20 protein-coding genes are annotated in these 22,939 nt (G+C 72.0%); 9 read left to right on the top strand and 11 right to left on the bottom strand.

From position 1 onward, the window contains the following. The gene (locus tag ACFXGX_RS11270; protein ID WP_384788131.1) at positions 1-1,977 is read left to right on the top strand and encodes a fumarate reductase/succinate dehydrogenase flavoprotein subunit; all 1,977 of its coding nucleotides are present in this window, start codon (positions 1-3) and stop codon (positions 1,975-1,977) included. Further along, complete coding sequence (locus tag ACFXGX_RS11265) at positions 1,974-2,744, top strand: succinate dehydrogenase/fumarate reductase iron-sulfur subunit (RefSeq protein ID WP_384788128.1); 771 nt, start codon at positions 1,974-1,976, stop codon at positions 2,742-2,744. The genes ACFXGX_RS11270 and ACFXGX_RS11265 overlap by 4 nt, the downstream gene beginning before the upstream one ends. Before the next feature lie 165 nt (positions 2,745-2,909). On the opposite strand, the gene ACFXGX_RS11260 is transcribed toward ACFXGX_RS11265, so the two are convergent. Then, positions 2,910-3,233, bottom strand: coding sequence for a hypothetical protein (locus ACFXGX_RS11260; protein ID WP_384788125.1), 324 nt, complete (start codon positions 3,231-3,233; stop codon positions 2,910-2,912). A 257-nt stretch (positions 3,234-3,490) separates the two neighbouring features. Here ACFXGX_RS11260 and ACFXGX_RS11255 point away from each other — a divergent pair, with 257 nt between their 5' ends. Beyond that, positions 3,491-5,074 carry a hypothetical protein gene (locus ACFXGX_RS11255; protein WP_384788122.1) on the top strand — a complete coding sequence of 528 codons (1,584 nt, stop codon included), beginning with the start codon at positions 3,491-3,493 and terminating at the stop codon, positions 5,072-5,074. 149 nt (positions 5,075-5,223) lie between these two features. On the opposite strand, the gene ACFXGX_RS11250 is transcribed toward ACFXGX_RS11255, so the two are convergent. The 6 genes from ACFXGX_RS11250 to ACFXGX_RS11225 form a co-directional block, all read right to left on the bottom strand. Continuing rightward, a complete protein-coding gene (locus ACFXGX_RS11250) occupies positions 5,224-8,019 on the bottom strand; it encodes a SpoIIE family protein phosphatase (RefSeq protein WP_384788119.1) in 2,796 nt (931 codons plus the stop codon). Positions 8,020-8,266: 247 nt separating this feature from the next. Then, a complete protein-coding gene (locus ACFXGX_RS11245) occupies positions 8,267-8,728 on the bottom strand; it encodes an ATP-binding protein (protein WP_355760603.1) in 462 nt (153 codons plus the stop codon). 76 nt (positions 8,729-8,804) lie between these two features. Beyond that, on the bottom strand, positions 8,805-9,212 hold the full coding sequence (locus ACFXGX_RS11240; RefSeq protein ID WP_384788116.1) for a (deoxy)nucleoside triphosphate pyrophosphohydrolase: 408 nt from the start codon (positions 9,210-9,212) through the stop codon (positions 8,805-8,807). Between the two features lie 45 nt (positions 9,213-9,257). Beyond that, a complete protein-coding gene (locus tag ACFXGX_RS11235) occupies positions 9,258-9,440 on the bottom strand; it encodes an SPOR domain-containing protein (protein ID WP_384788112.1) in 183 nt (60 codons plus the stop codon). A gap of 289 nt (positions 9,441-9,729) precedes the next feature. Continuing rightward, positions 9,730-10,482, bottom strand: a complete 753-nt coding sequence (locus ACFXGX_RS11230; RefSeq protein WP_355760611.1) for a GntR family transcriptional regulator — start codon at positions 10,480-10,482, stop codon at positions 9,730-9,732. Positions 10,483-10,629: 147 nt separating this feature from the next. Beyond that, entirely contained in the window at positions 10,630-11,862 is a 1,233-nt protein-coding gene (locus tag ACFXGX_RS11225) for a DUF4190 domain-containing protein (RefSeq protein ID WP_384788108.1), read from the bottom strand. 327 nt (positions 11,863-12,189) lie between these two features. Here ACFXGX_RS11225 and ACFXGX_RS11220 point away from each other — a divergent pair, with 327 nt between their 5' ends. Then, positions 12,190-13,296, top strand: a complete 1,107-nt coding sequence (locus tag ACFXGX_RS11220) for a threonine synthase (RefSeq protein ID WP_384788106.1) — start codon at positions 12,190-12,192, stop codon at positions 13,294-13,296. Positions 13,297-13,347: 51 nt separating this feature from the next. On the opposite strand, the gene ACFXGX_RS11215 is transcribed toward ACFXGX_RS11220, so the two are convergent. Both ACFXGX_RS11215 and ychF read right to left on the bottom strand, forming a co-directional pair. Next, a complete protein-coding gene (locus ACFXGX_RS11215; protein WP_384788103.1) occupies positions 13,348-14,766 on the bottom strand; it encodes an ATP-binding protein in 1,419 nt (472 codons plus the stop codon). A gap of 229 nt (positions 14,767-14,995) precedes the next feature. Then, on the bottom strand, positions 14,996-16,084 hold the full coding sequence (gene ychF, locus ACFXGX_RS11210; protein WP_384788100.1) for a redox-regulated ATPase YchF: 1,089 nt from the start codon (positions 16,082-16,084) through the stop codon (positions 14,996-14,998). A gap of 305 nt (positions 16,085-16,389) precedes the next feature. On the opposite strand from ychF, the gene ACFXGX_RS11205 reads away from it, so the two are divergent. Further along, positions 16,390-16,866, top strand: a complete 477-nt coding sequence (locus ACFXGX_RS11205) for a DUF6542 domain-containing protein (protein ID WP_384788097.1) — start codon at positions 16,390-16,392, stop codon at positions 16,864-16,866. Between the two features lie 101 nt (positions 16,867-16,967). On the opposite strand, the gene ppgK is transcribed toward ACFXGX_RS11205, so the two are convergent. Together ppgK and ACFXGX_RS11195 are read right to left on the bottom strand one after the other, a co-directional pair. After that, complete coding sequence (gene ppgK / locus ACFXGX_RS11200; protein ID WP_384788094.1) at positions 16,968-17,717, bottom strand: polyphosphate--glucose phosphotransferase; 750 nt, start codon at positions 17,715-17,717, stop codon at positions 16,968-16,970. Positions 17,718-17,746: 29 nt separating this feature from the next. After that, positions 17,747-18,751 (bottom strand): 4-hydroxy-3-methylbut-2-enyl diphosphate reductase, encoded by a 1,005-nt coding sequence (locus ACFXGX_RS11195; protein ID WP_384788091.1) that lies wholly within the window; start codon positions 18,749-18,751, stop codon positions 17,747-17,749. A 100-nt stretch (positions 18,752-18,851) separates the two neighbouring features. Here ACFXGX_RS11195 and ACFXGX_RS11190 point away from each other — a divergent pair, with 100 nt between their 5' ends. The 4 genes from ACFXGX_RS11190 (at position 18,852) to ACFXGX_RS11175 (ending at position 22,789) form a co-directional block, all read left to right on the top strand. Further along, the gene (locus ACFXGX_RS11190; protein ID WP_384788088.1) at positions 18,852-20,225 is read left to right on the top strand and encodes an APC family permease; all 1,374 of its coding nucleotides are present in this window, start codon (positions 18,852-18,854) and stop codon (positions 20,223-20,225) included. Positions 20,226-20,371: 146 nt separating this feature from the next. Further along, positions 20,372-21,580, top strand: a complete 1,209-nt coding sequence (xseA, locus tag ACFXGX_RS11185) for an exodeoxyribonuclease VII large subunit (protein ID WP_384788085.1) — start codon at positions 20,372-20,374, stop codon at positions 21,578-21,580. 9 nt (positions 21,581-21,589) lie between these two features. After that, entirely contained in the window at positions 21,590-21,838 is a 249-nt protein-coding gene (locus tag ACFXGX_RS11180) for an exodeoxyribonuclease VII small subunit (protein ID WP_384788082.1), read from the top strand. Between the two features lie 360 nt (positions 21,839-22,198). Then, on the top strand, positions 22,199-22,789 hold the full coding sequence (locus ACFXGX_RS11175) for a malonic semialdehyde reductase (RefSeq protein ID WP_384788079.1): 591 nt from the start codon (positions 22,199-22,201) through the stop codon (positions 22,787-22,789). Positions 22,790-22,939: the final 150 nt, after the last annotated feature.

Here is a 22,939-nt window from a genome sequence, read left to right as displayed (position 1 = left end):
ATGTCCGTGGTCGACCGACAGGAGTGGGACGTCGTCGTGGTCGGTGCCGGCGGCGCCGGACTGCGCGCCGCGATCGAGGCACGCGAGCGCGGCGCCCGTACGGCGGTGATCTGCAAGTCGCTGTTCGGCAAGGCCCACACGGTGATGGCCGAGGGCGGCATCGCGGCCGCCATGGGCAATGTGAACTCCGGCGACAACTGGCAGGTCCACTTCCGCGACACCATGCGCGGCGGCAAGTTCCTCAACCAGTGGCGGATGGCCGAACTGCACGCCCGCGAAGCACCGGACCGGGTCTGGGAGCTGGAGACCTGGGGCGCCCTCTTCGACCGGACGAAGGACGGGCGGATCTCGCAGCGCAACTTCGGCGGCCACGAGTATCCGCGCCTCGCCCACGTGGGCGACCGCACCGGCCTCGAACTGATCCGCACGCTCCAGCAGAAGATCGTGTCCCTCCAGCAGGAGGACATGCGGGAGACCGGCGACTACGAGTCACGCCTGAAGATCTATCAGGAGTGCACCGTCACACGGATATTGAAGGACGGACAGCGGATCTCCGGGACCTTCTGCTACGAGCGGGAGTCGGGGCGCTTCTTCGTCCTGGAGGCGCCCTCCGTGGTGATCGCCACCGGCGGCATCGGCAAGTCCTTCAAGGTGACGTCCAACTCGTGGGAGTACACGGGCGACGGGCACGCGCTGGCGCTGCTCGCCGGGGCGCCGCTGCTGAACATGGAGTTCGTGCAGTTCCATCCGACCGGCATGGTCTGGCCGCCGTCGGTCAAGGGCATCCTCGTCACCGAGTCGGTGCGCGGTGACGGCGGGGTGCTGCGCAACTCCGAGGGCAAGCGGTTCATGTTCGACTACATCCCCGACGTATTCAAGGAGAAGTACGCGCAGTCGGAGGAGGAGGGCGACCGCTGGTACGAGGACCCGGACCACAACCGGCGTCCTCCGGAGCTGCTGCCGCGCGACGAGGTGGCGCGGGCCATCAACTCCGAGGTGAAGGCGGGCCGCGGATCACCGCACGGCGGAGTGTTCCTCGACGTGTCGACCCGGATGCCCGCAGAGGTGATCCGGCGCCGGCTCCCCTCCATGTACCACCAGTTCAAGGAGCTGGCCGACGTCGACATCACCGCCGAGGCGATGGAGGTCGGGCCCACCTGTCACTACGTGATGGGCGGTATCGCGGTCGACTCGGACACGGCGGCGGCGCGCGGGGTGCCCGGGCTGTTCGCGGCCGGCGAGGTCGCGGGCGGTATGCACGGCTCCAACCGCCTCGGCGGCAACTCGCTCTCCGACCTGCTGGTGTTCGGGCGCAGGGCCGGGTGGCACGCGGCCGAGTACGCGGCCGGTCTCACCGGGGAGGACACCCGTCCGCCGGTGGACGACACCCAGGTCGACGAGGCCGCCGCGGAGGCGCTGCGGCCCTTCTCCGCCGAGGGACCCGAGTCCGTCCCCGCCGCGTCGGCGGGCGGCGCGCCCGCCGTCGTCCCGCAGCCGCCCGAGAACCCGTACACCCTGCACCAGGAACTCCAGCAGACCATGAACGACCTGGTCGGCATCATCCGCCGCGAGACCGAGATGGAGCGGGCCCTGGAGAAGCTCGCCGAGCTGCGGGTACGGGCGCGCCGCGCCGGGGTGGAGGGCCACCGTCAGTTCAACCCGGGCTGGCACCTCTCCCTGGACCTGCGGAACATGCTGCTGGTCAGCGAGTGCGTCGCCCGGGCGGCGCTGGAGCGCGTGGAGTCGCGGGGCGGCCACACACGCGAGGACCACCCCGCGATGGAACGTTCCTGGCGCCGGATCAACCTGCTGTGCCGGCTCACCGACCCGACCGGCGGACCGGCCGTCACCGACCCGGTGGCCGGACAGATCGACCTGGTGAACGAGACCACCCAGCCCATCCGCCCCGACCTGCTCGCCCTCTTCGAGAAGGAGGAGCTGGTCAAGTACCTCGCCGAAGAGGAGCTGTACGAGTGAGCAGCTACGAGGCCCGCTTCAAGGTGTGGCGTGGAGATGTGAAGGGCGGCGGCCTGGAGGACTTCGGCGTCGAGGTCAACGAGGGCGAGGTCGTCCTCGACATCATCCACCGGCTCCAGGCGACCCAGGCTCCCGACCTCGCCGTGCGCTGGAACTGCAAGGCGGGCAAGTGCGGTTCGTGCTCGGCGGAGGTCAACGGCAGGCCGCGGCTGATGTGCATGACGCGGATGTCGGTGTTCACCCGGGAGGAGACGATCACCGTCACCCCGCTGCGCGCCTTCCCGGTCGTACGGGACCTGGTGACCGACGTCGGCTTCAACTACGACAAGGCGCGAGAGGTGCCCGCCTTCGTTCCGCCCGCCGGTGTCGGACCCGGCGAGTACCGGATGATGCAGGAGGACGTCGACCGGTCGCAGGAGTTCCGCAAGTGCATCGAGTGCTTCCTGTGCCAGGACACCTGCCATGTGGTGCGTGACCACGAGGAGAACAAGCCGGCGTTCGCCGGACCGCGCTTCCTGATGCGGGTGGCGGAGCTGGACATGCACCCGCTGGACGCGGCGGCGGAGTCCGGCCTCGACCGCAAGGCCACGGCCCAGGACGAGCACGGTCTCGGCTACTGCAACATCACCAAGTGCTGCACGGAGGTCTGCCCCGAGGGCATCAAGATCACGGACAACGCGCTGATCCCCTTGAAGGAGCGGGCGGTCGACCGCAAGTACGACCCGCTCGTGTGGCTGGGATCGAAGATCGGCCGGCGGCGGACGTAGGCGAGGGCCCGAGCGGGGCAGCGGCCCGAGCGGGGGCGGAAGCCCGAGCGGGGGCGGAAGCCCGAGCGGGGGCGGAAGCCCGAGCGGGGGCGGAAGCCCGAGCGGGGGCGGAAGCCCGAGCGGGGGCGGGGGCGGCGCGCCGTCCCCGGTCCGCGTGTCCTGCCGTCACTGCCCTTCGGCGTCCGGCGGGGCCACGGGGCGTCGGCCCGGGCGCTGCCCCATCATCTGGACCACCTGGCTCGCGAGGAACAGGCCCATCCCGCCCAGGGCGTAGGGCGTGAACTCGGCGTCGGGTCCGTGGAACGGTCCGAGGAACATGAACAGGGACCATCCCACGGCCCCCGTCAGCGCGCCCCAGCCCCACAGTTTCGGGCGCACGACCCTGCGACGCGCCCACGGCGGGATCCAGTACCTCGCGATGGCCGCGATCCCGAATCCGGCCTGCGCGATGACGATCAGTGCGGCGAACCCGACGAAGTACCAGTGCATCGAACCCCCACTCCCCCGCGTGCCGGACAGGGGCACGTGTCGTGATCATCGCACGCGGGACCCGGGCCGTCATCAGACGGTGGCGTCCCGCGGCGAGCGCATCGCGTGGGGCACCGTACGGCCCCGGGCGGCGAGGGCGCCCACGGGAACGACCCGCGCGCCCCTCCCGTACGCCCCGATACCTCCCGTACCCCAACTGCCCCCAACTCCTCGTATACCGGTCGCGGAGGCGCTCGAACGGCCATACGCTCCCAAATGTGACGTCGCCCCTGAGACGCAGCCGGTCGCGCCGGGTCCCGTCGCAGATAGCCGTGCGGGCGGCGCATGCCGTGCTCGGGGGGCTGGTCGCGATGGGCTGGCTGGTGCTGCCCCTGGCACGGGCGGGAGCCGACGCCCCGGTGGCGCGGGCGCGGGACACGGGCGTCGCCGCCCGGCCGGCCACGACCGCGCAGGACGGGACGACGACCGGCGATCTCGTGCCGCCCCTGGTCGCGGTCGGCGCCGCGGGCGCGCTGGCGGCGTACGGATACGGGCGCCGCAGACGGCGGGCGACGACCCGGACGACGCCCGGCGGCGACGCGAAGATCATCCCCCTGCATGAACTCGACGACCAGGCGCGGCGGTTGCTCGTCGAGACCGATGACTGCGTACGCGTCGGCGCCGAGGAACTCGCCCTCGCCGAGGACCGGTCGGCGGGCGACGCGATCGAGCCGTTCGTCTACGACCTGAGGCACGCGGAAGCCGGACTCGCCGCGGCCTTCCGCCTGCGGCAGCGCCTCGACGAGACGGAGGGCGCCGGAGTGGACCCGGCCCAGGACGAGAGTGATCGCAGGGAGGTCCTGGAGGAGATCGTCGCCCACTGCCGGGAGGCCGGGGAGCGGCTGGACGCGGCGGCACCGGGGCTCGACCAGATCCGGGCGCTGGAGCGGAACGCGGTGGCCGCGCTGGAGTCCGCGGAGGCCCGCTTCCGGGAGGTCGCCGCGCGTATCCGCGGCGCCGAGGCGACCCTCGCCGGGCTCCACGAGCGGTACGCCCCCGCGGCCTCGCTCCCCGTCGCCGGCGACGCCGAACAGGCCAAGGACCGGCTCCTGTTCACCACCTCTCATCTCAACCAGGCACGCCAGTACGCGGACCGGGGCGACGGAGCGAAGGCGGCGGCCCATCTGAGGGCGGCGGAGGGGGCGTTGGGGCAGGCCCTCGACCTGGCGAACGGCGTGGAGCGGCTGGCGGCGGAACTGGACTCGGCGGCGGCCGGGCTGCCCGCGGCGATCACGGCTGCGGAGGCCTCGTGGAACGCGGCCCGAGCGCTCCCGGCGGAGGCCCGCGCCGGACTCGTCGGGCGGCTCGGGCACGCGGAGGCGGTGCTCTCCGCGGTGCGTCACGAGACGGCCGCCGGGCCCCACGATCCGCTGGACGCGCTGCGCCGGGTGACGGAGGCCGCGGCGGGTCTGGCCGGGGCGGGGGGCGGCGACGTCCCCGACGGGCACGGCCAGGCGCTGCTGCCCGCCCGCAGCGCGCTCGCCGGGGCCGCGTGCTTCATCGGCACGCACCGCGGGGCCGTGGGCAGCGAGGCGCGGACCCGGCTGGCTGAGGCGCGGCGGCTGCTCGGGCCGGGGTCCGTCCCGCTCTCCGAGGTGCTGCGGGCCGACGACCTCGCCCGTGAGGCGCGCCGGCTCGCCGAACGGGACGTACGGGCGTACGGCAATCCCTCGGGCGGCCGTGGGGGCGCCGGAGCGGGCGGTGCGGTGCTCGGCGGGATCCTGCTGGGCGACGGCGAGGGCGGCCCGATGAGTTACGGCGGCCCCCGCACCCGGGGCCGCCGGGGGGCGTTCTTCACCTGAACCGCCGGGCAGCGCCCCCCCGTACAGCGCTCAGCCCGCAGCCCGCAGTCCGCAGTCCGCAGTCCGCGGTCCGCAGTCCGCAGTCCGCAGTCCGCAGTCCGCGGTCCGCAGTCCGCGGCCCTCGGCCCTCGGCCCTCGGCCCTCGGCCCTCAGAACAGGCTCAGCAGCGCTTCCGCCGGGTCCGTGAGGCCTGTCCCGCCGTCCGGCAGGGGGAGTTCGAACCACACGGTCTTCCCGCGCGGGGTGCGGCGGGAGCCCCATCCCGCGGAGAGGAGGCCGACGAGCTGGAGGCCCCGCCCGCCCTCGTCGGTGTCGCGGGCGCGGCGGCGGCGCGGCTGGACGAGCCCGGCGTCCCAGACCTCGCAGACGAGCGTGCGGTCGAGGAGCAGCCGCAGCCTGATCTCGCCCTCGCCGTAGCGCAGGGCGTTCGTCACCAGTTCGCTGACCAGCAGTTCCGTCGTGTCGACGAGCGGCTCCAGGTCCCAGGCGACGAGCTGGGCGCGGGTGTACTCGCGGGCCCGCCCCACGCTGCGCGGCTCGCGCGGCAGGGTCCAGTCGCCGACGGACTCGGCGGGCAGCCCCTGGACACGCGCCATCAGCAGGGCGATGTCGTCCTCGCCGTGATGGGTGTCGAGGGTGTTGAGGACGTGGTCGCAGACGTCCTCCAGCGGCCGGGAGGGGTCGGTGAGGGCGCCCACGAACGCCTGCAGTCCCTCGTCGAGGGGGTGGTCGCGGGATTCGACCAGTCCATCCGTGTAGAGCGCCAGCAGCGCGCCCTCGGGCAGTTCGACCTCCACCTCCTCGAAGGGCTCGCCGCCCACCCCGAGCGGCATCCCGGGCGGCACGTCGAGCATCAGCGCGGTCTCACCGGGCTCGACCAGCACGGGGGGCAGGTGGCCCGCGTTGGCGAAGGTGCACCGGCGGGTCACGGAGTCGTAGACGGCGTACACGCAGGTCGCGAGGTACACCTCGGAGAGGTCGGCATCGCGGGGCTGACGGGCCGTCCGGGTCGCCTGCTGGACCCCGCCGGGGGTGCCGAGCCCGCGCGCGATCTCGTCCAGCGCCGAGAGGACCTCGGCGGGTTCGAGGTCGAGCAGGGCCAAGGTGCGTACCGCGGTGCGCAGTTCACCCATCGCCACGGCGGCGCGCAGCCCGCGGCCCATCACGTCGCCCACGACGAGGGCCGTGCGGTGGCCGGGGAGTTCGATGACGTCGAACCAGTCGCCGCCGACCTCCGTCGCCGCGTTGCCCGGCAGATAGCGGCACGCGATGTCGAGGCCGGAGGCCTCGGGGTCGCCCGGGGGCAGCAGGGACCGCTGGAGGATGAGGGCGCGTTCGTGCTCACGGCGGTACAGGCGCGCGTTGTCGATGCAGACGGCCGCGCGGGCGGCCAGCTCCACGGCCAGCGCGCGGTCCCGCTCCCCGAACGGCTCGCTGCCCTTCGTACGGCAGAACTGGGCGAGTCCCACGACCGTGTCGTGGGCGACCATCGGGACCGCGAGCGTCGACTGGATGAGGCCGCCGTCGTCGGCGGGGATCTGCTGCGGCCGGGCGGTGCGCAGGGCGTCCGCGGAGGGCGAGTTGAACGGGAAGTGGTGGACCGCGCCGACGTCCACGGGTGCCGGACCGCCCGCGAAGGGCGCGTCGGAGACGGCGCTGGCGAAGGCCACCCGGCGGAGTTCGGCGCTGCCGTCCGCGAGTCCCGGCGGGGTCTCGTCGCCGGCCAGCAGCCCTTGGTACAGGTCGACCGTCGCGAGGTCGCAGAAGCCGGGGACCACGACGTCCAGGAGCTCGCGTGCGGTGGTCTCCAGGTCGAGGGAGTTGCCTATGCGGGCGCCCGCCTCGTTCAGCAGGGCGAGGTTGCGGCGGGCGGCGGCCGCTTCGCGGGCGGCGGCGCGGCGGGAGGTGATGTCGGTTCCGAGCCACGCGATACCGATGGGGCGGCCGCTGCCGCTGTGCACCCGGTAGAGGTTGATGGACCAGTGGCGGCGCTCGTCGGAGCCGGGGAGCTGCCCGGTGACGTGCATGTCCGTGATGGACTCTCCGGTCTCCAGGACCCGGCGCAGTACCGCCGTCACCCGCTCGGCCTCGGCGCGCGGAAGATAGTCGTGGACGCCCTTGCCACGGTGGTCGTCGACCGTGCCGCCGAAGATCGAGGCGAACCGCTGGTTGGCGCGCCGGACCTGAAGGTCGGTGTCGATCAGCAGGAAGCCGAAAGGAGATTGACCGAAAATCGCCTGCGAGGCGGCCAGGTCCGTCTCGATCGTTCGCAGGGTACGAACATCCACCACGATGCATACGGCGGCCCGCTCGCCGTGCTCGGTGGTCGTCGGCATCACATAGACCTCGGCGAGGCCCTCCCTGCCCCCGGAGTCCTCGGAGCCCTCGTCGGCGTCCTCGGCGGCGGGTGTGCGGAACGGCACGAGCCCGGTCCACTCGCGGCCGTCCAGGATCTCCGCCATCTTCCGCTGACCGAACTCCCGCCGGTCCTCGCTGACGAACGCCTCGATGGGGTCCATGCCGACGGCCCGCTCCGCCGGGATGCCGAAGATCTGCTCGGCCCGCAGGCTCCACTGGTCGACGAGCCCGTCCGCGCCGATGGAGAAGGAGGCGGCCTTGATGTAGTCGTAGATCGAACCGGGCGGACTGCTCTGCCACATGGCGTCACCCGGCACCTCGCCGGTCTCGCCCATCCCGCCCGTCTCGCCGCTCAGGTCGCCGTCCGGACCGGCGGCCGCGTAGTCCGTGCCGTCGTCGGCCGCGTGATCCGAGGTGGCCTCCGCGGCGTCGTCCGACGCGTGGTCCGTGATGGTTTCCGCGGTGTCGTCCGTGGTGGCGTCCGCCGTGTCGCCGGGAACCGCGCGCGCGACATCGCCCGCCCCATCGGCCCTCGCGCCGTCCGACGGGTCCTCGGACTCCGTGGCCTTCGCTGGTATCTCGCTCACGCGAACCGTCCCCTCCAGCTCACCGCGTCCGGCACCGGTCACCGGGGGCGGCTGCCCGCAGTATCCAGCACTACGGTGCCGCGCGACACGGTGTTCACGATCACAGCACGGTCCCGATGGTTTTTGGACCGGCCGCGACATACTCCCAGTCTTCTAACCAGGTGGCACCCCGTCGAACCACACAAGGCGACACCGGTCGGGAGCGTGATCCGGCCGCACGCCGCGCGGGGGCGCCGGCCCCGGTGCCTCAGTCCGGTACGGCCAGCTCGAACCAGACCGTCTTGCCGGTGTCCGCGGGCCATGTGCCCCAGCGCCGGCACGAGCCGGCCAGAAGCTGGAGTCCGCGGCCGCTCTCGTCGGAGGTGTCGGCGGACCGTTCCCGGGGCGGGTCCGGCAGTGGGTCGGAGACCTCGACGCGCAGAGCGCCCGGTACGTCCTCGGGACGTACGAGACGGACGCCGATCGGTCCCGTGGCATGCCGCAGCGAGTTCGTCACCAGTTCGCTGACCAGGAGTGCGGTGATGTCACCGAGGGATTCGAGGTCCCAGTCGCGGAGCTGTCCCCGGACGACGGCGCGGGCGGTGCGGACGGCACCGGGCTCCGCGGGAAAGGTCCACTCGGCGCAGTAGCCGTCAGTGTCGATCAAGCCGATCACTTCCCAGACCAGAAACCCCACCCCTGCCCGGTTTCGGGGGGTTAAGGGGCACATACCCGGTATCGGTGGAGCTTTACCGCGCCCGGGGCACACTATGGCGCGAACGGCGCACGAGGGGGCACTCGGGTCGTCAGACGCCCGGATCGAGCCACGGGAGTGCGCTCTTGACCGCCGGCACGTCCTGGTCCAGCCAGTCCACGTCCCAGATCTCCTCGGCACTCAGCCAGCGCAGTTGGTCGTGGTCCTGCAGGGGCTCCGGTTCGGCCGAGCCGGGCAGCAGCCGGGCGGCCCACACCACCAGGACGTATCCCGGCTTCAGCGGCCACTCCCCGGGGACGCGCTCCAGCGCCCGCGTGTCGATGCCGAGCTCCTCGCGCAGTTCGCGCACGAGGGCGTGTTCGGGGGTCTCACCGGGTTCGACCTTGCCGCCCGGAAGTTCCCATCGCCCGGCGAGGTCGGGGGGCGCACTGCGGCGGGCGGCGAGCAGGCGTCCGCCGCGCACGAGGGCGCCCGCGACCACCACGATCCGTTCCGTCATGCGCCGGAGCCTACGGGAGCGGGACGAGGTCCGGCTCCCGGTGCATCAGGGGGTTCCGTTCGACCCGATCCGCTCGACCCAGTAGAGCTGCTTGTGCCCGCGTTCGTCGAGGCTGTCCGCGATCTTCTGGGCCTCGGCCCTGGTCGCGTACCTGCCCACGCGATAGCGGTTGCCGTTGTCGTCCTGCCGTATGACGAGCCAGGGAAGCGTGATCGTGCTGTCGTTCATAGCGCCCCTCCACTTCCCGCCCCGGGCCCCCGTCGAACCCCGCATTCCATCGAAACCGCAATCCGCATATGCCCGAGCGTACGCCTTACCTTCACGCAGCGAACACGGGTTTACACAAAGAGGTACGCAACCGGCCAGTAAGGAGCGCCGGCCCGGGGGGCGCGCGCCGTCGAACGCGCCGCTCACGACTCCTCGCGCGCCCGCGAGCAGGGCGAAGTCGTTCCCCGGTCCCTCACTTGAGAAAGGCCAGATTCCAACCGGGCTCACGAGCGGGCCGGGTGACGCGCGGTCACTTCACCGGCAGGTGGTAGGCGATCCGGTAGCGGTCCGCCGGGACCACCACGTCCGCCGTCTCCACCGGGCGGCCCGAGGCGTAGAACGTGCGCTGGATGACGACGACCACATGCCCGGGCACGCCACCCAGCGCCAGGAGTTCCTCGGCGAGTCCGGGGCGCGCGCCGACCTCCTCGGTGACGTTGTCCACGATCACGTCGATGGCCGCCATGCGCTCGACGACACCCATGCCGCCGAGCGGGCCCTCCTCGGGGAGCATCACCGGCGTACGCCCGGTCACGGCGAGCGGCTCCCAGGACGTGGAGAGCATCATCGCCTCGCCGCCGTCGCGGTAGACGTAGTTCGTGCACATCACGCGGTCGCCCGGCTGGATGGCCAGCCGCTCGGCGATCGCGCCGCTCGCCTCGACCTGCCGGCTGCGGGACTCCCAGGTGCCGCGCACCCCGAAGTCGGCCTGCTCCTGGCGGAAGGGGGTGGCACCGCTGTCCGGCCGGTATCCGGAGCGGGCCACACGGCGCGGCACCGGCCGCTCGCGGACGTACGTGCCCGAGCCGGAGCGGCCCTCGACCAGACCCTCGGCCATCAGCACCTTGCGCGCTTCCAGGGCGACGGTGTCCGAGACTCCGTACTCCTCGCGGATCCTGGCCTGCGACGGGAGCCGGGTGTGCGGTGGCAGCGAGCCGTCGACAATCTTCTTGCGGAGATCACCCGCGACGCGCAGATACGCCGGCTGCTCACCGAATGTCACTTAGCCGCTCCCATCAGGTTGTACAGACAGCAACAGCGTGGCAACCGTGGGTTGTGCCATGCAAGCGAAGGCCAGAGAATCACTCGAAGTGATGAAGCGCGCCCTTGAGGGCATTACGCAGGCACTTTCTCCCCACTGTGGCCGCCGTCACACCTCGATTCCGGCACCGCCTTCGCCGCCGCTACCGGTGCCCCCTCCGTCGCCGTACACCGGCGGGGTGGTGGCGAGCCCCAGAGCCTTGCGGGTGGTGACCGTCTTCTTGGGGTCGATGAGCTTCAGGGCCTTCTCGTAGTGCTCGGAGAAGGTGTCCACGTCCGGCGCGTCCGCGGCCTTCGCCCATTCCTTCGCCGAGCGCTCCAGGTCCTTGGCCAGGACCGCGACGAGCTTGGCGGCGTCCGGCGCGAACCTGTGGGCGGGCAGCCCGTCCGCCTCCCAGGCCAACGCCTCCGACACGTGGTCCGCCCACTCCTTGTAGCCGGGCAGGTCGTCGTCGATGTACTCGGTGTCGGGTATCCCGTCCAGCGCGTTGTCGATGGCCGCCGCCGAGCTCAGATAGGAGTACTGGTCGGCGTCCAGCGTGAGCTGGTCGTTGCGCAGGGAGCCCGTCAGGCCGCTCTCCTCGTCGGTGTTCCCGAACAGGCAGCTCACCTCGCGGTCGCCGGTGCGCCAGCTCTGCGCCGTCGGCGTGAAGGAGTACACGGCGACGTCGCCCGGGACGGCCCAGGAGTCCATCGCGTAGGTGTTCCTGAGCAGATAGCACCGCCGGTCGGCTTCGTCGGCGAGCGCGTCCTGTCCCGGGTAGTCGCCCTCGGCCATCTCGAAGTCCGCGAACACCTCGGCGTCGTGCTCGCCCGTGCACGGCACCTTGTCGACGTCGATCGCCAGACCCTTCAGGGAGCCGCCCGGCGTGTCGAAGCACTCGCCCAGCTCCAGCGAGAACGCCGAGCCGCCGCCCGCGTCCTCGAAGCCCTCCCAGAACGCGCGCGCTCCCCCGGTGGCGACCGTGAGCGCGAGCAGCACGACACCGATCGACGACATGACCATGCCGGCCACCGCCATGCCCTTGCCGCGCTCGCCGCGCCGCTTGATCTGGACGAGCGCCACGATCCCGAGCACCAGTCCGACGGCGGGCAGGAAGCAGAGGATGCCGAGGACCAGCGCCGCGATCGCGAGCCCGTTGAAGGGAACGGGCCGGTTGTACGGGGAGTAGCCCTGCCCCCAGGGCTGGTACGAACCCGCGTACGGCGGCTGCGCGGACTGCTGGAACGGGCCCTGCGGGGAGGGGTATCGGGGGTACGGAGCGGGCGGATGCGGCGGGGTCCCCGGCGGCGGGTACTGCCCCTCGGGCTGCTGCGGTCCGGGCGGCGGGGGTATGGCCACGGTTTCCCTTGCTCCTCATCCATCCGTGATGGAACGCGCGTACGACTGCCGAATGGCTGGGCGCATCGTAAGCACTGCACGGGCGGGGTCGTGACAGGGGCTGTCGGGACGACAGCCGGAGCTTGGCCGGTCCCCGACCCCCGAAGGGCTCCGGCCCCGGCCCCTCGAAGCACGCCGTCCCCGAACCCTCGAAGCGCTCCGTCCCCCGGCCCTCGAAGGGCTCCGTCCTCGAACCCTCGAAGCACTCCGTCCTCCGGCCCTCGAAGCGCTCCGTCCCCGGACCCTCGAAGCACTCCGTCCTCCGGCCCTCGCGTCTAACCTGCACCCATGACTGCACTGCCGGACTGCTTCTGCCCGACGGACGGCACGCGCGTCCCCGCCGGGTCGCTCGCCTGGTGCTGCCCGGTCTGCCGCGGCCCGCTCGACCTGGACTTCGCGCCGACACCGGCTCCCCTCGCGTCCCTCACCGGCCGGGTGAACTCGCTGTGGCGGTACGCGGAGTGCCTGCCGCTGGCCGCGCCCACGGTCAGCCTCGGCGAGGGCCGTACTCCGCTGGTCCCCCTGCGCGAGGGCGTGCTCGCCAAGCTCGACTTCCTGATGCCGACGCTCTCGTTCAAGGACCGCGGGGCCGTACTCCTGGCCGAACTGGCGCTGCGGCTCGGGCCCCGGCAGGTGCTCGCGGACAGCAGCGGCAACGCGGGCACGGCCGTCGCCGCGTACTGCGCCCGGGCCGGGCTGCCGTGCACGGTGTACGTCCCCGAGGGCACCTCGCCCAAGAAGCTGGAGCAGATCGAGGCGCACGGGGCACGGCTGCGGGTGATCGACGGCGACCGCGAGGCGACGGCACGCGCGGCACGCGAGGCGGCCGACGAGAAGGGCGTGTTCTACGCCTCACACGTCTTCAACCCGTACTTCCTGCACGGCACGAAGACATACGTCCACGAACTCTGGGAGGACCTCGGCGGCCGCCTGCCGGACGCCGTCGTGCTGCCGGTCGGCAACGGCACGCTACTCCTCGGCGCCGCCCTCGCCGTGGCCGAACTACACGCGGCGGGGCTGATCGACAAGAGGCCCGCCCTGTACGCCGTCCAGTCCGCCGCGGTCGCCCCGCTGGCCCACGCCTGGGCCGAGGGCGCGGACGATCTCGTCGGCGTCACCCCGACGGCGCCCACGTTCGCCGAAGGCATCGCGATCCCGCACCCGCTGCGGGCCCGCCAGATCCTGAGCGCGGTACGCGCCTCCGGGGGCGCCTTCCTGACCGTGACGGAGGACCAGATCCGCCACGCACAGACGGACCTCGCGGGGCGCGGCCTGTACGTGGAGTCGACGGGCGTGGCCTGCTGGGCGGCGATCCGCGAGGGTGCCCTCGGCCGACGGGAGGCGGTGGTCCCGCTGTGCGGCGCCGGCGCGAAGACGGGACTGGCCCGGCCCTGAACCCCGGCGGACGGCTTCGGCGACTCCCGTACCCCACCCGCCGTACGCCGCTCACAACGGCCAGGCGGCCAGCAAGTCGCCGGGGCCGTAGGCGGCATCGAGGCCCGGACAGTCGACCCCGCCGCGCGAGACCGCCACGACGGGAACGGGTTCGTCGGTGAGGGCGGCCCGGTGGCGGTGGAGAGCCGCCAGGTCGTGCCGGTCGAAGGGTGAGCGCTCCAGCCACTTGACGGAGCCGACGAAGAACAACTCCCCGGCGATGGGGGCGCGGTCCGCCCCGACGATGTCGATCTCGACGTCGTTGGTCCGGGTCCAGTAGCCGCCCACTGCGGGAGCCGCGGGGAGCCGGTCGTCGGGCAGTATCCGGGCGAGCGCCTCACGGACGAGCGGCTCGACCGCCCGGCCGCGCCAACTGGCCCAGTTCTCCCGGATCCGCGCCAAGGTCAGATCACCCCGCCCCCGCTCGATCTCCTCCATGGAGGGACCGAGCAGGTGCAGCCAGAACCGCAGGTAGGGATCTGTGACCCGATAGCGGCGATCCTTCGACGGACGCGGCGACACGGGCAACTCCCCGGCGACGATCCGCTTGTCCGTGAGCAGTTCCAGGGATCGCTGCAGCGGCGTGGCCCCGATTCCGCCCGCCGCGCGGGCGATGTTGGTGAAGGTCCGCTCGCCACTGCCGATGGCCGCCAGCACCGTACGCGCCTGAGCCTGCGGGGGGAACTCGGCCGCCAGCGAACGCTCGGCCGACACCAGCAGGGCCGAGACCGGGTCGCTCAGCGCCTCGCCGAGGAAGTCCCAGAGCCCCGCCCCCTGCGGCCATTCCGCGCAGATCAGCGGCAGCCCGCCGGTGACCAGCGCGGCGTCGAAGGCTTCAGCCGGATCCAGCCCGAGCATCCGCCCGACCTCGGCGGGGTTCAGCGGTCCCAGCACCATCTCCCGGCCACGCTGGTGGAAGGGGCGTCCGTAGCTGTTCAGCGCCTCCATCATCGACAGATCGGAGCCGATGAGGACCAGCAGCACCGGCTTGGTCTCCAGCACCCGGTCCCAGGCCCGTTGCAGTATCCCCTCGAAGGCGCCGTCGGCGTCCATCAGATACGGCACCTCGTCGATGACCAGCACGCTCGTCCGGTCGGCGGGCAGCGCCGCGGCCAGCACGTCGAACGCGGCGTCCCAGCTCTCCGGCCGCGCGGCAGCCACCAGTCCCGCCAGCGGCAGCGTCGACGCCTGGGCGTCCCGCGCCAGTCGCGCCAGATCGTTCCCGGGGGACGCACCGGTCGCCGCGTAGAACAGGAACGGAGCTCCGGAGCGCTCCGCAAACCGCTCGACGAGTCGCGACTTGCCCACGCGGCGCCGCCCACGCAACATCACGCACCGCCCGGGCCGCTCCCCGCCAAGCCCTGCCGCCACCTTCTGCAGCTCTCGCTCCAGCGTCGCCAGCTCCTGGCGACGGCCCACGAAATCCACCACGTCCGCCGACCTCCACACACGACACCACGACACTAACTTCAGTGTTACCAACATAGACGTTAGTAGCCAACCTCGCGGGTTCTTCGCCCGCGGTCGGACGGGTCGGGGTTCCGAGGCGCCGCCCCGGCAGGGAAGGACAAAGGGAAAGACAAAGGGCCCGACCCCGAAAGGCCGGACCCCTTCTGATCCGCATGTCTGCCGGATCGGCGCCGCGATGAGACGGCGCCCGCTACACGTTGAAGCGGAACTCCACCACGTCCCCGTCCTGCATGACGTAGTCCTTGCCCTCCATACGGGCCTTGCCCTTGGCGCGGGCCTCGGCGACCGAGCCGGTCTCGACCAGGTCGTCGAAGGAGATGACCTCGGCCTTGATGAAGCCCTTCTGGAAGTCGGTGTGGATGACACCGGCGGCCTCGGGGGCGGTGGCGCCCTTCTTGATGGTCCAGGCGCGGGATTCCTTGGGGCCTGCCGTCAGGTAGGTCTGCAGGCCGAGGGTGTTGAAGCCGACGCGGGCGAGGGTCGCCATGCCGGGCTCCTGGACGCCGACCGACTCCAGGAGTTCCTTCGCGTCCTCCTCGTCGAGCTCGGCGAGGTCCGCCTCGAGCTTGGCGTTGAGGAAGATCGCCTCGGCGGGGGCGACCAGGGCGCTCTGCTCGGCCTTGAAGTCGTCGTCGACCAGCTCGTCCTCGTCGACGTTGAAGACGTACAGGAACGGTTTGGTAGTGAGCAGGTGCAGGTCGTGCAGCAGCTCCTCGTTGCCGGAGCCCTGGACGATGCCCGCGGAGAAGAGGGTGTCGCCCTTCTCCAGGATCGCCTGCGCCGCCTCGACCGCCGCGACCTTCGGGCCGATGTCCTTCTTGATGCGCGACTCCCGCTGGAGGCGCGGCAGGACCTTCTCGATCGTCTGGAGGTCGGCGAGGATCAGCTCGGTGTTGATCGTCTCGATGTCGTCCTTGGGTGAGACCTTGCCGTCGACGTGCACGACGTTCTCGTCCTTGAAGGCGCGGATGACCTGGCAGATCGCGTCCGACTCACGGATGTTCGCGAGGAACTTGTTGCCGAGACCCTCGCCCTCCGAGGCACCCTTCACGATGCCCGCGATGTCGACGAAGTCGACGGTCGCCGGGAGGATCTTCTGCGAGGAGAAGATCTCGGCCAGCTTGGTGAGACGGGCGTCCGGGACGCCGACCACACCGACGTTCGGCTCGATCGTGGCGAACGGGTAGTTGGCCGCGAGCACGTCGTTCTTGGTCAGGGCGTTGAACATGGTCGACTTGCCGACATTGGGCAGACCGACGATTCCGATCGTGAGCGACACGTTGCGACTTCCCGTACGAGAGGATGGGCGAAGGGCCCTCCAGAAGAGCGGGCCGATCCACCAGTCTACGGCGTGGGTCACCCCCCGCCCGCGAGGTATCGAACGCATGGCCAAGCTCATTCCACGGCCTCGCCTTCGGCCGGTCTCCGGCGTGTCCGATGAGCCGTTCCACACATAAAACGACCTAAGTTGGTCCAGTGGAGCAACACAGGACGCGTCCCCCTCAGAACAGACCGCGACGCGGAGCACCTGTTCCGGCACAGGCCGGGCGGGCGGCGAACGGCGGTGTCGGGCGGGACGGCCGCGTGGCGGGGCGGCCCGCGCCCGCCGGTGTCCGGCAGCCGCGCCGGACGTCGAGGCCCCGGCTGACCGGGCTCGGCGGCGGCCTGTTCTGCGGCGCGTCGATGTTCGCGCTGGCCTGCCTCGACCACCTGCTGTTCGGCGGGTCGGCGACGGTGTACGGGGTGCTGTTCCTGCCGGTGTGCGTGCTGACCGCGCTGTGGGTGCGGCCCGGCGACCTGGTGACGGCCCCCGTGGTCCTGCCGATCGCCTTCGCCTGCGGGCTGCCGCCGATCACCGACGACGGCGGCGGAGGCGACCTCGGCGGCTTCTTCATGGGCCTGGTCACCACCCTCGCCCTGCAGGCGGGCTGGCTGTACGGGGGAACGCTGGCCGCGGTCCTCGTCGTGACCGTCCGCCGGATCGGCCTGATGTCCCGCCGCCGGGCCGCCCAGCGGCGGGAGCGGCCACGCGCCGTACCGCCCGGCAGACAGGCCCGCTGACCCGGCCCGCCGGCCCCCGTACTCCGGCCGCCCGCCCCGTACCGTCCGTCGGCCGGCCCTCGTACGGTCGGCCGACAGCCCTCTCGTACCGCCCGTCGCCGCTAGCGGCCGATCTGCGCCGCCCGCATCGCCGCGCCCACGATCCCGGCGTTGTTCTGGAGCTGCGCCGGGACGATCTCCGCCTTGATGCCCTCGATCAGCGGCAGGAACTTCTCGGACTTGCGGCTGACACCGCCGCCGATGATGAACAGCTCCGGGGAGAACAGCATCTCGACATGGGCGAGGTATCTGGTGACCCGGCGCGACCAGTGTTCCCAGGTCAGCTCGTGGTCCTCCTTGGCCTTGGTGGAGGCCCTCTTCTCGGCGTCGTGGCCGTTCAGCTCCAGGTGCCCCAGCTCGGTGTTCGGGACCAGCTCACCGTCCGTGAAGACGGCGCTGCCGATGCCGGTGCCGAAGGTGAGCAGGATGACCGTGCCCCGGCGGCCCTTCCCCGCGCCGAACTCCATCTCCGCGACACCCGCCGCGTCGGCGTCGTTCAGCACGGTCACCGGCAGACCGCCCAGCCGCTCGCCGAGCAGCGCGCCCGCGTCGGTGTCGATCCAGGACTTGTCGACGTTCGCCGCCGTACGGATGGTGGAACCGCCGGTCACCACACCGGGGAACGTGATGCCCACCGGACCCGTCCAGCCGAAGTGGTCGATGACGTCCTTCACGCCGTCGGCCACCGCGTCGGGCGTCGCCGGGTGCGGGGTGAGCACCTTGCAGCGCTCCTCCGCCAGGTCCCCGCGATCAAGGTCCACAGGGGCACCCTTGATCCCGGATCCGCCAATGTCCACACCGAAGATCTTCATGGCCCTACGTTACGACGTACGGCTGAATGTCACTTCCCGGACGGACCACCGGTGCGCGCCTCCACCAGTGCGGCCGCCTCCGCGCGCAGGTCGCGGCGCAGTTCCTTGGGGAGCGAGAAGGTGATGGACTCCTCGGCGGCCTTGACGATCTCCACGTCCTCGAAGCCGCGCCCGGACAGAAACTCCAGGACCTGCTCGACGAGGACCTCGGGGACGGAGGCGCCGGAGGTGACACCGACCGTGGTCACGCCCTCCAGCCAGGCCTCGTCGATCTCCTCGGCGAAGTCGACCAGGTAGGCGGCGCGGGCGCCGGCCAGCTTGGCGACCTCGACCAGCCGGACCGAGTTCGAGGAGTTGCGCGATCCGACGACGATGACCAGCTCGGCCTCCGCGCCCATCTGCTTCACGGCGAGCTGACGGTTCTGCGTGGCGTAGCAGATGTCGTCGCTCGGCGGGGAGATGAGGAGCGGGAACTTCTCCTTCAGGGCGTCGACCGTCTCCATCGTCTCGTCGACGGAGAGGGTGGTCTGGGAGAGCCAGACGACCCTGGAGGGGTCGCGGACCTCGACCTTGGCGACATCCTCGGGGCCGTCGACCAGGGTGATGTGGTCGGGTGCCTCGCCGGAGGTGCCGATGACCTCCTCGTGGCCCTCGTGCCCGATGAGGAGGATGTCGAAGTCCTCGCCGGCGAAGCGGACGGCTTCCTTGTGGACCTTGGTGACCAGCGGGCACGTCGCGTCGATGGTGGCGAGCTTGCCGGCGGCGGCCTCGTCGTGGACGACGGGGGAGACGCCGTGCGCCGAGAACATGACGATGGACCCCTCGGGGACCTCCGCCGTCCGCTCGACGAAGATCGCGCCCTTCTTCTCCAGCGTCTGCACGACGTACTTGTTGTGGACGATCTCGTGACGGACGTAGATCGGAGCCCCGTACTGCTCGAGGGCCTTCTCGACGGCGATCACGGCGCGGTCCACGCCCGCGCAGTAGCCACGGGGGGCGGCGAGCAGGACACGGCGGCCAGGCGAAGCGGTCATGCCCCCATCGTAAGGCCGCGTCCGGCGGGTCGGGGATCGCCTCCTCGGAGAGACTGTGGACAGCCGCTGGGGGTGGACCAGGCGATTCCCGGGAGGCACGATGTCCGACGCGCCGACCACCGCCGAAGCGGACCCGGCGGAGCGGGGCCTTCGCCGGAACCTCGGCTTCCGGGACCTGGTCGTCTACGGGCTGCTGTTCATGGCCCCGATGGCACCGGTCGGCATCTTCGGGACGCTGGACGCGAGGTCGCACGGGGCGGTCGCGCTGGTGTACGTCGTCGCGACGGCCGCCATGGCGTTCACCGCCTTCAGCTACGCCCAGATGGTCCGGGTGGTCCCCCAGGCCGGTTCGGTGTTCGCCTACGCGCGCGCGGGGCTCGGCCCGGCGGCCGGGTTCGTCGCCGGGTGGATGGTGATGCTGGACTATCTGCTCATCCCGGCGGTGGCCTATCTGTTCTCCGGGATCGCGATGAACGCGCTGGTCCCGGAGGTGTCCCGGTGGGTGTGGACCGCGCTCGCCGTCGTCGTCACGACGTCCCTCAACCTCCTGGGGGTCCGCACGGCGGCGCGCGTCGGGTTCCTGGTGCTCGCGATGGAGATCGTGGTCCTCGTCGTCTTCGTCGTGACGGCGGCCGCGGTGCTCGCGCGCGACGGGGCGCACCGCGGGTGGCTGTCCCCGCTGTCGGGCGACGGCACGCAGGGCGCGTTCGCGCTGTCGGCGGTGGCCGGCGCCGTCTCGGTCGCCGTCCTGTCCTTCCTGGGTTTCGACGCGATCGCCTCCTTCGCCGAGGAGGTCAGGGGCGGTTCGGAGAAGGTGGCCCGCGCGGTGCTCTGCTGTCTGGCGCTCGCGGGTGTGCTGTTCGTGGCGCAGAGCTATCTGGCGGCGCTGCTGGAGCCGCTGCCGTCCGCGCGGCTCGCCGCCGAACCCGCTCTCCAGGGTCCGGCGTTCTACGACACCGTGGACGCCGCCGCCGGCTCGTGGCTGCACAACCTGGTGGCCCTGAGCAAGGCGGTCGGCGCGGCCTTCGCGGCGCTGGCCGGGCAGGCCGCGGCCGCCAGGGTCGTCTTCGCGATGGCGCGCGACCGGCGGCTGCCGCGGGCGCTGGCGCGGACCGGGTCCGGGGTGCCGCGCGTGGCGCTGCTGTGCGCGGCGGTGATCACGACGGTCGCCGCGATCTGGGCGGCGCGCCGCGACGACGGCCTCGACAAGCTGGTCTCGGTGGTCGACATCGGCGCGCTGACCGCGTTCACGCTGCTGCACGCGTCGGTGGTGGGCTGGTTCGCCGTACGGCACCGTGGCGGGCCCGTGGTGTGGTGGCGTCACGTGGTCCTGCCGGTCCTGGGTGCCTCGGTCACCGTCGCGGTGATCGCCGAGGCGTCGGGAACGGCTCAGGTGGCGGGTCTCGTGTGGCTGGCGGCGGGGCTGGTGGTGCTGTTCGCCCGACGGGGGCGGGCGGGGGCCACGGCCGGGTGACGTGCCGCAGCCGCCCGGCTCCGGCGCGGCTGCCGTTCACCGCGTCGCGATCAGGACGGACCTGTCGGCCGGGGTTCGGGGCCCGGGTGGTCCGACTCGTGCCGGGCGCGGGGGCGTTGTCGGTGGGGCCCACTACCCTCGGGCGCATGGCTCTCAACACGTCCGCGGACGCTCCGCTGCCCGTCGGCGAGGTGTCACGGCTCATCGGGGGATGGATCGACCGGCTCGGCGCGGTGTGGGTCGAGGGGCAGATCACCCAGTTGTCGCGGCGCCCCGGCGCGGGCGTCGTCTTCCTGACGCTGCGCGACCCGTCGCACGACATCTCGGTGGGCGTGACCTGCTACCGACAGGTCTTCGACGCGGTCGCCGACGTCGTGAGCGAGGGCGCCCGGGTGGTGGTCCACGCCAAGCCGGAGTGGTACGCGCCGCGCGGGCAGCTCTCCCTGCGGGCCGCCGAGATCAAACCGGTGGGAGTGGGAGAGCTCCTCGCCCGCCTCGAACAGCTCAAGAAGTCGCTGGCGGCCGAGGGGCTGTTCGCCGCCGACCGCAAGAAGGCGCTGCCGTTCCTGCCGCAGCTCATCGGGCTGGTGTGCGGGCGCGCGTCGGCGGCCGAACGTGACGTGCTGGAGAACGCGCGGCACCGCTGGCCCGCCGTCCGCTTCGAGGTCCGCAATGTCGCCGTGCAGGGCGTCCACGCCGTACCGCAGGTGGTGCAGGCGGTGAAGGAGCTGGACACGCTCGACGAGGTCGACGTGATCGTCGTGGCGCGCGGCGGCGGCAGTGTGGAGGACCTGCTGCCGTTCTCCGACGAGCAGCTCGTCCGCACGGTCGCGGCCTGCCGCACACCGGTGGTGTCGGCGATCGGGCACGAGCCGGACAGCCCGCTGCTCGACCTCGTGGCCGACCTGAGGGCCTCCACCCCGACCGACGCCGCCAAGAAGGTCGTGCCGGACGTCGGAGAGGAGTACGAGCGGGTGCGGTTGCTGCGGAACCGCGCGCGGCGCTGCGTGGGGTCGTTCATCGACCGCGAGGAGCGCGGCCTCGCGCACACACTGGCCCGGCCCTCGATGGAGGATCCGCACCGGATGATCGACGAGCGGTCGGACCAGGTCCTGGCCCTGCTCGACCGGGGCCGGCGCACCCTCGGGCATCTGCTGGACCGCGCGGACTCGGAGCTGACGCACACCCACGCGCGCGTGGTGGCCCTCTCCCCCGCGGCGACCCTCCAGCGGGGGTACGCGGTGCTGCAGCGGGCCGACGGTCATGTGGTCCGGGACCCGGCCGAGGTGGCGGCGGACGAGACGCTGCGGGCGCGGGTCGCCGAGGGTGAATTCACGGTTCGAGTCGATGCATAGGGTGGGCGCATGACCAGCAAGGTGGACGAGGCGCTCGGGTACGAGCAGGCGCGGGACGAGCTGATCGAGGTCGTACGCCGTCTGGAGGCGGGCGGTACGACCCTGGAGGAGTCCCTGGCGCTCTGGGAACGCGGCGAGGAGCTGGCCAAGGTGTGCCGGCGCTGGCTGGAGGGCGCTCGGGCCCGTCTGGACGCGGCTCTGGCCGAGGAGTCCCAGGACGAGGCAGGAGCCAAGGACACCGGTTCCGGGTCCGAGTGACGAGCGCTGCCGGCTCCGGGTGACGGGTGGCTCCGCGTCCGGTTGACGAGCGGCTCCGCGCCTGCGTGACGAGCGACTCGGCTCCGCGTCCGGCTGACGAGCGACTCGGGCTCCGCGTGACGGGCGGCTCCGCGCCCGGCTGACGGGCGGCTCCGCGTCCGGGTGGTGTCCTGTTCCGAGTAACTCCAGTGGGGCCCGCGCGACGGCGGGCCCCACTTTTTTCGATCCCTTCTTCGATCCCTCCGCCTGTGAAGCGGATCACCACGCCCCGCTTTTGGTTGAACTTTAAACCTCCTCGGCGTACTGTCGTACTCGCCAACAGATCCCCCGGATCCACCGCACATACCGAGAAGGTTCTTCATGTCTCTCGTCCTTGACCCCACCGCTCAGGACCTGCTGTTCCGCGAGGCCCGCACGGCGAACACCTTCACCGACGAGCCGGTGACCGACGAGCAGGTGCAGGCGATCTACGACCTGGTCAAGTACGGCCCGACCGCCTTCAACCAGTCGCCGCTGCGCATCACCCTGGTCCGCTCCCCCGAGGCCCGTGAGCGCCTGGTGGGACACCTCGCCGAGGGCAACCAGGCGAAGACCGCCGCCGCCCCGCTGGTCGCGATCCTCTCCGCGGACAACGAGTTCCACGAGGAACTGCCGGCGCTCCTCCCCCACTTCCCCGCCGCCAAGGACCTCTTCTTCTCCGAGCGCCCGGTCCGTGAGAGCGCCGCCGCGATGAACGCCGCGCTCCAGGCCGCGTACTTCATCATCGGCGTCCGCGCCGCCGGCCTCGCCGCGGGCCCGATGACCGGTGCCGACCTCGCCGGTGTCCAGAAGGAGTTCCTGGACGACGACCACACCCCGCTGATGATCGTCAACATCGGCAAGCCGGGCGACGACGCCTGGTTCCCGCGCTCCCCGCGCCTTGAGGCCGACCAGGTCATCACGACCGTCTGACCGACGGCACCAGCGAACGAGAAGGGGGCCCCGCGGGCGCCCCCCGGGGGCCGGGGGCAACGTTTTTGGGGGTTGATTGGGCGGTAGGGGGGGCCCAGGGGCGCCCGGGCGCCCCCCCCCGAACACACCGGGCGGACCCCCCCCGGGCCG

This window comes from Streptomyces sp. NPDC059371 (assembly GCF_042751995.1).
In the GTDB taxonomy this organism is placed as follows: Bacteria; Actinomycetota; Actinomycetes; order Streptomycetales; family Streptomycetaceae; genus Streptomyces.
The sequence above is the reverse complement of the archived record's forward strand: the minus strand, read 5'-3'. Positions and strand labels throughout refer to the sequence as shown.

What these genes read in the sequence shown, in the direction of transcription:
- ACFXGX_RS11235 (WP_384788112.1), bottom strand. Translation starts at nt 9,440, where the DNA reads ATGAACGACAGCACGATCACGCTTCCCTGGCTCGTCATACGGCAGGAC.
- ACFXGX_RS11180 (WP_384788082.1), top strand. Translation starts at nt 21,590, where the DNA reads ATGACCAGCAAGGTGGACGAGGCGCTCGGGTACGAGCAGGCGCGGGAC.
- ACFXGX_RS11220 (WP_384788106.1), top strand. Translation starts at nt 12,190, where the DNA reads ATGACTGCACTGCCGGACTGCTTCTGCCCGACGGACGGCACGCGCGTC.
- ACFXGX_RS11240 (WP_384788116.1), bottom strand. Translation starts at nt 9,212, where the DNA reads ATGACGGAACGGATCGTGGTGGTCGCGGGCGCCCTCGTGCGCGGCGGA.
- ACFXGX_RS11245 (WP_355760603.1), bottom strand. Translation starts at nt 8,728, where the DNA reads ATGTGCCCCTTAACCCCCCGAAACCGGGCAGGGGTGGGGTTTCTGGTC.
- ACFXGX_RS11175 (WP_384788079.1), top strand. Translation starts at nt 22,199, where the DNA reads ATGTCTCTCGTCCTTGACCCCACCGCTCAGGACCTGCTGTTCCGCGAG.
- xseA (WP_384788085.1), top strand. Translation starts at nt 20,372, where the DNA reads ATGGCTCTCAACACGTCCGCGGACGCTCCGCTGCCCGTCGGCGAGGTG.
- ppgK (WP_384788094.1), bottom strand. Translation starts at nt 17,717, where the DNA reads ATGAAGATCTTCGGTGTGGACATTGGCGGATCCGGGATCAAGGGTGCC.
- ACFXGX_RS11195 (WP_384788091.1), bottom strand. Translation starts at nt 18,751, where the DNA reads ATGACCGCTTCGCCTGGCCGCCGTGTCCTGCTCGCCGCCCCCCGTGGC.
- ACFXGX_RS11190 (WP_384788088.1), top strand. Translation starts at nt 18,852, where the DNA reads ATGTCCGACGCGCCGACCACCGCCGAAGCGGACCCGGCGGAGCGGGGC.
- ACFXGX_RS11260 (WP_384788125.1), bottom strand. Translation starts at nt 3,233, where the DNA reads ATGCACTGGTACTTCGTCGGGTTCGCCGCACTGATCGTCATCGCGCAG.
- ACFXGX_RS11270 (WP_384788131.1), top strand. Translation starts at nt 1, where the DNA reads ATGTCCGTGGTCGACCGACAGGAGTGGGACGTCGTCGTGGTCGGTGCC.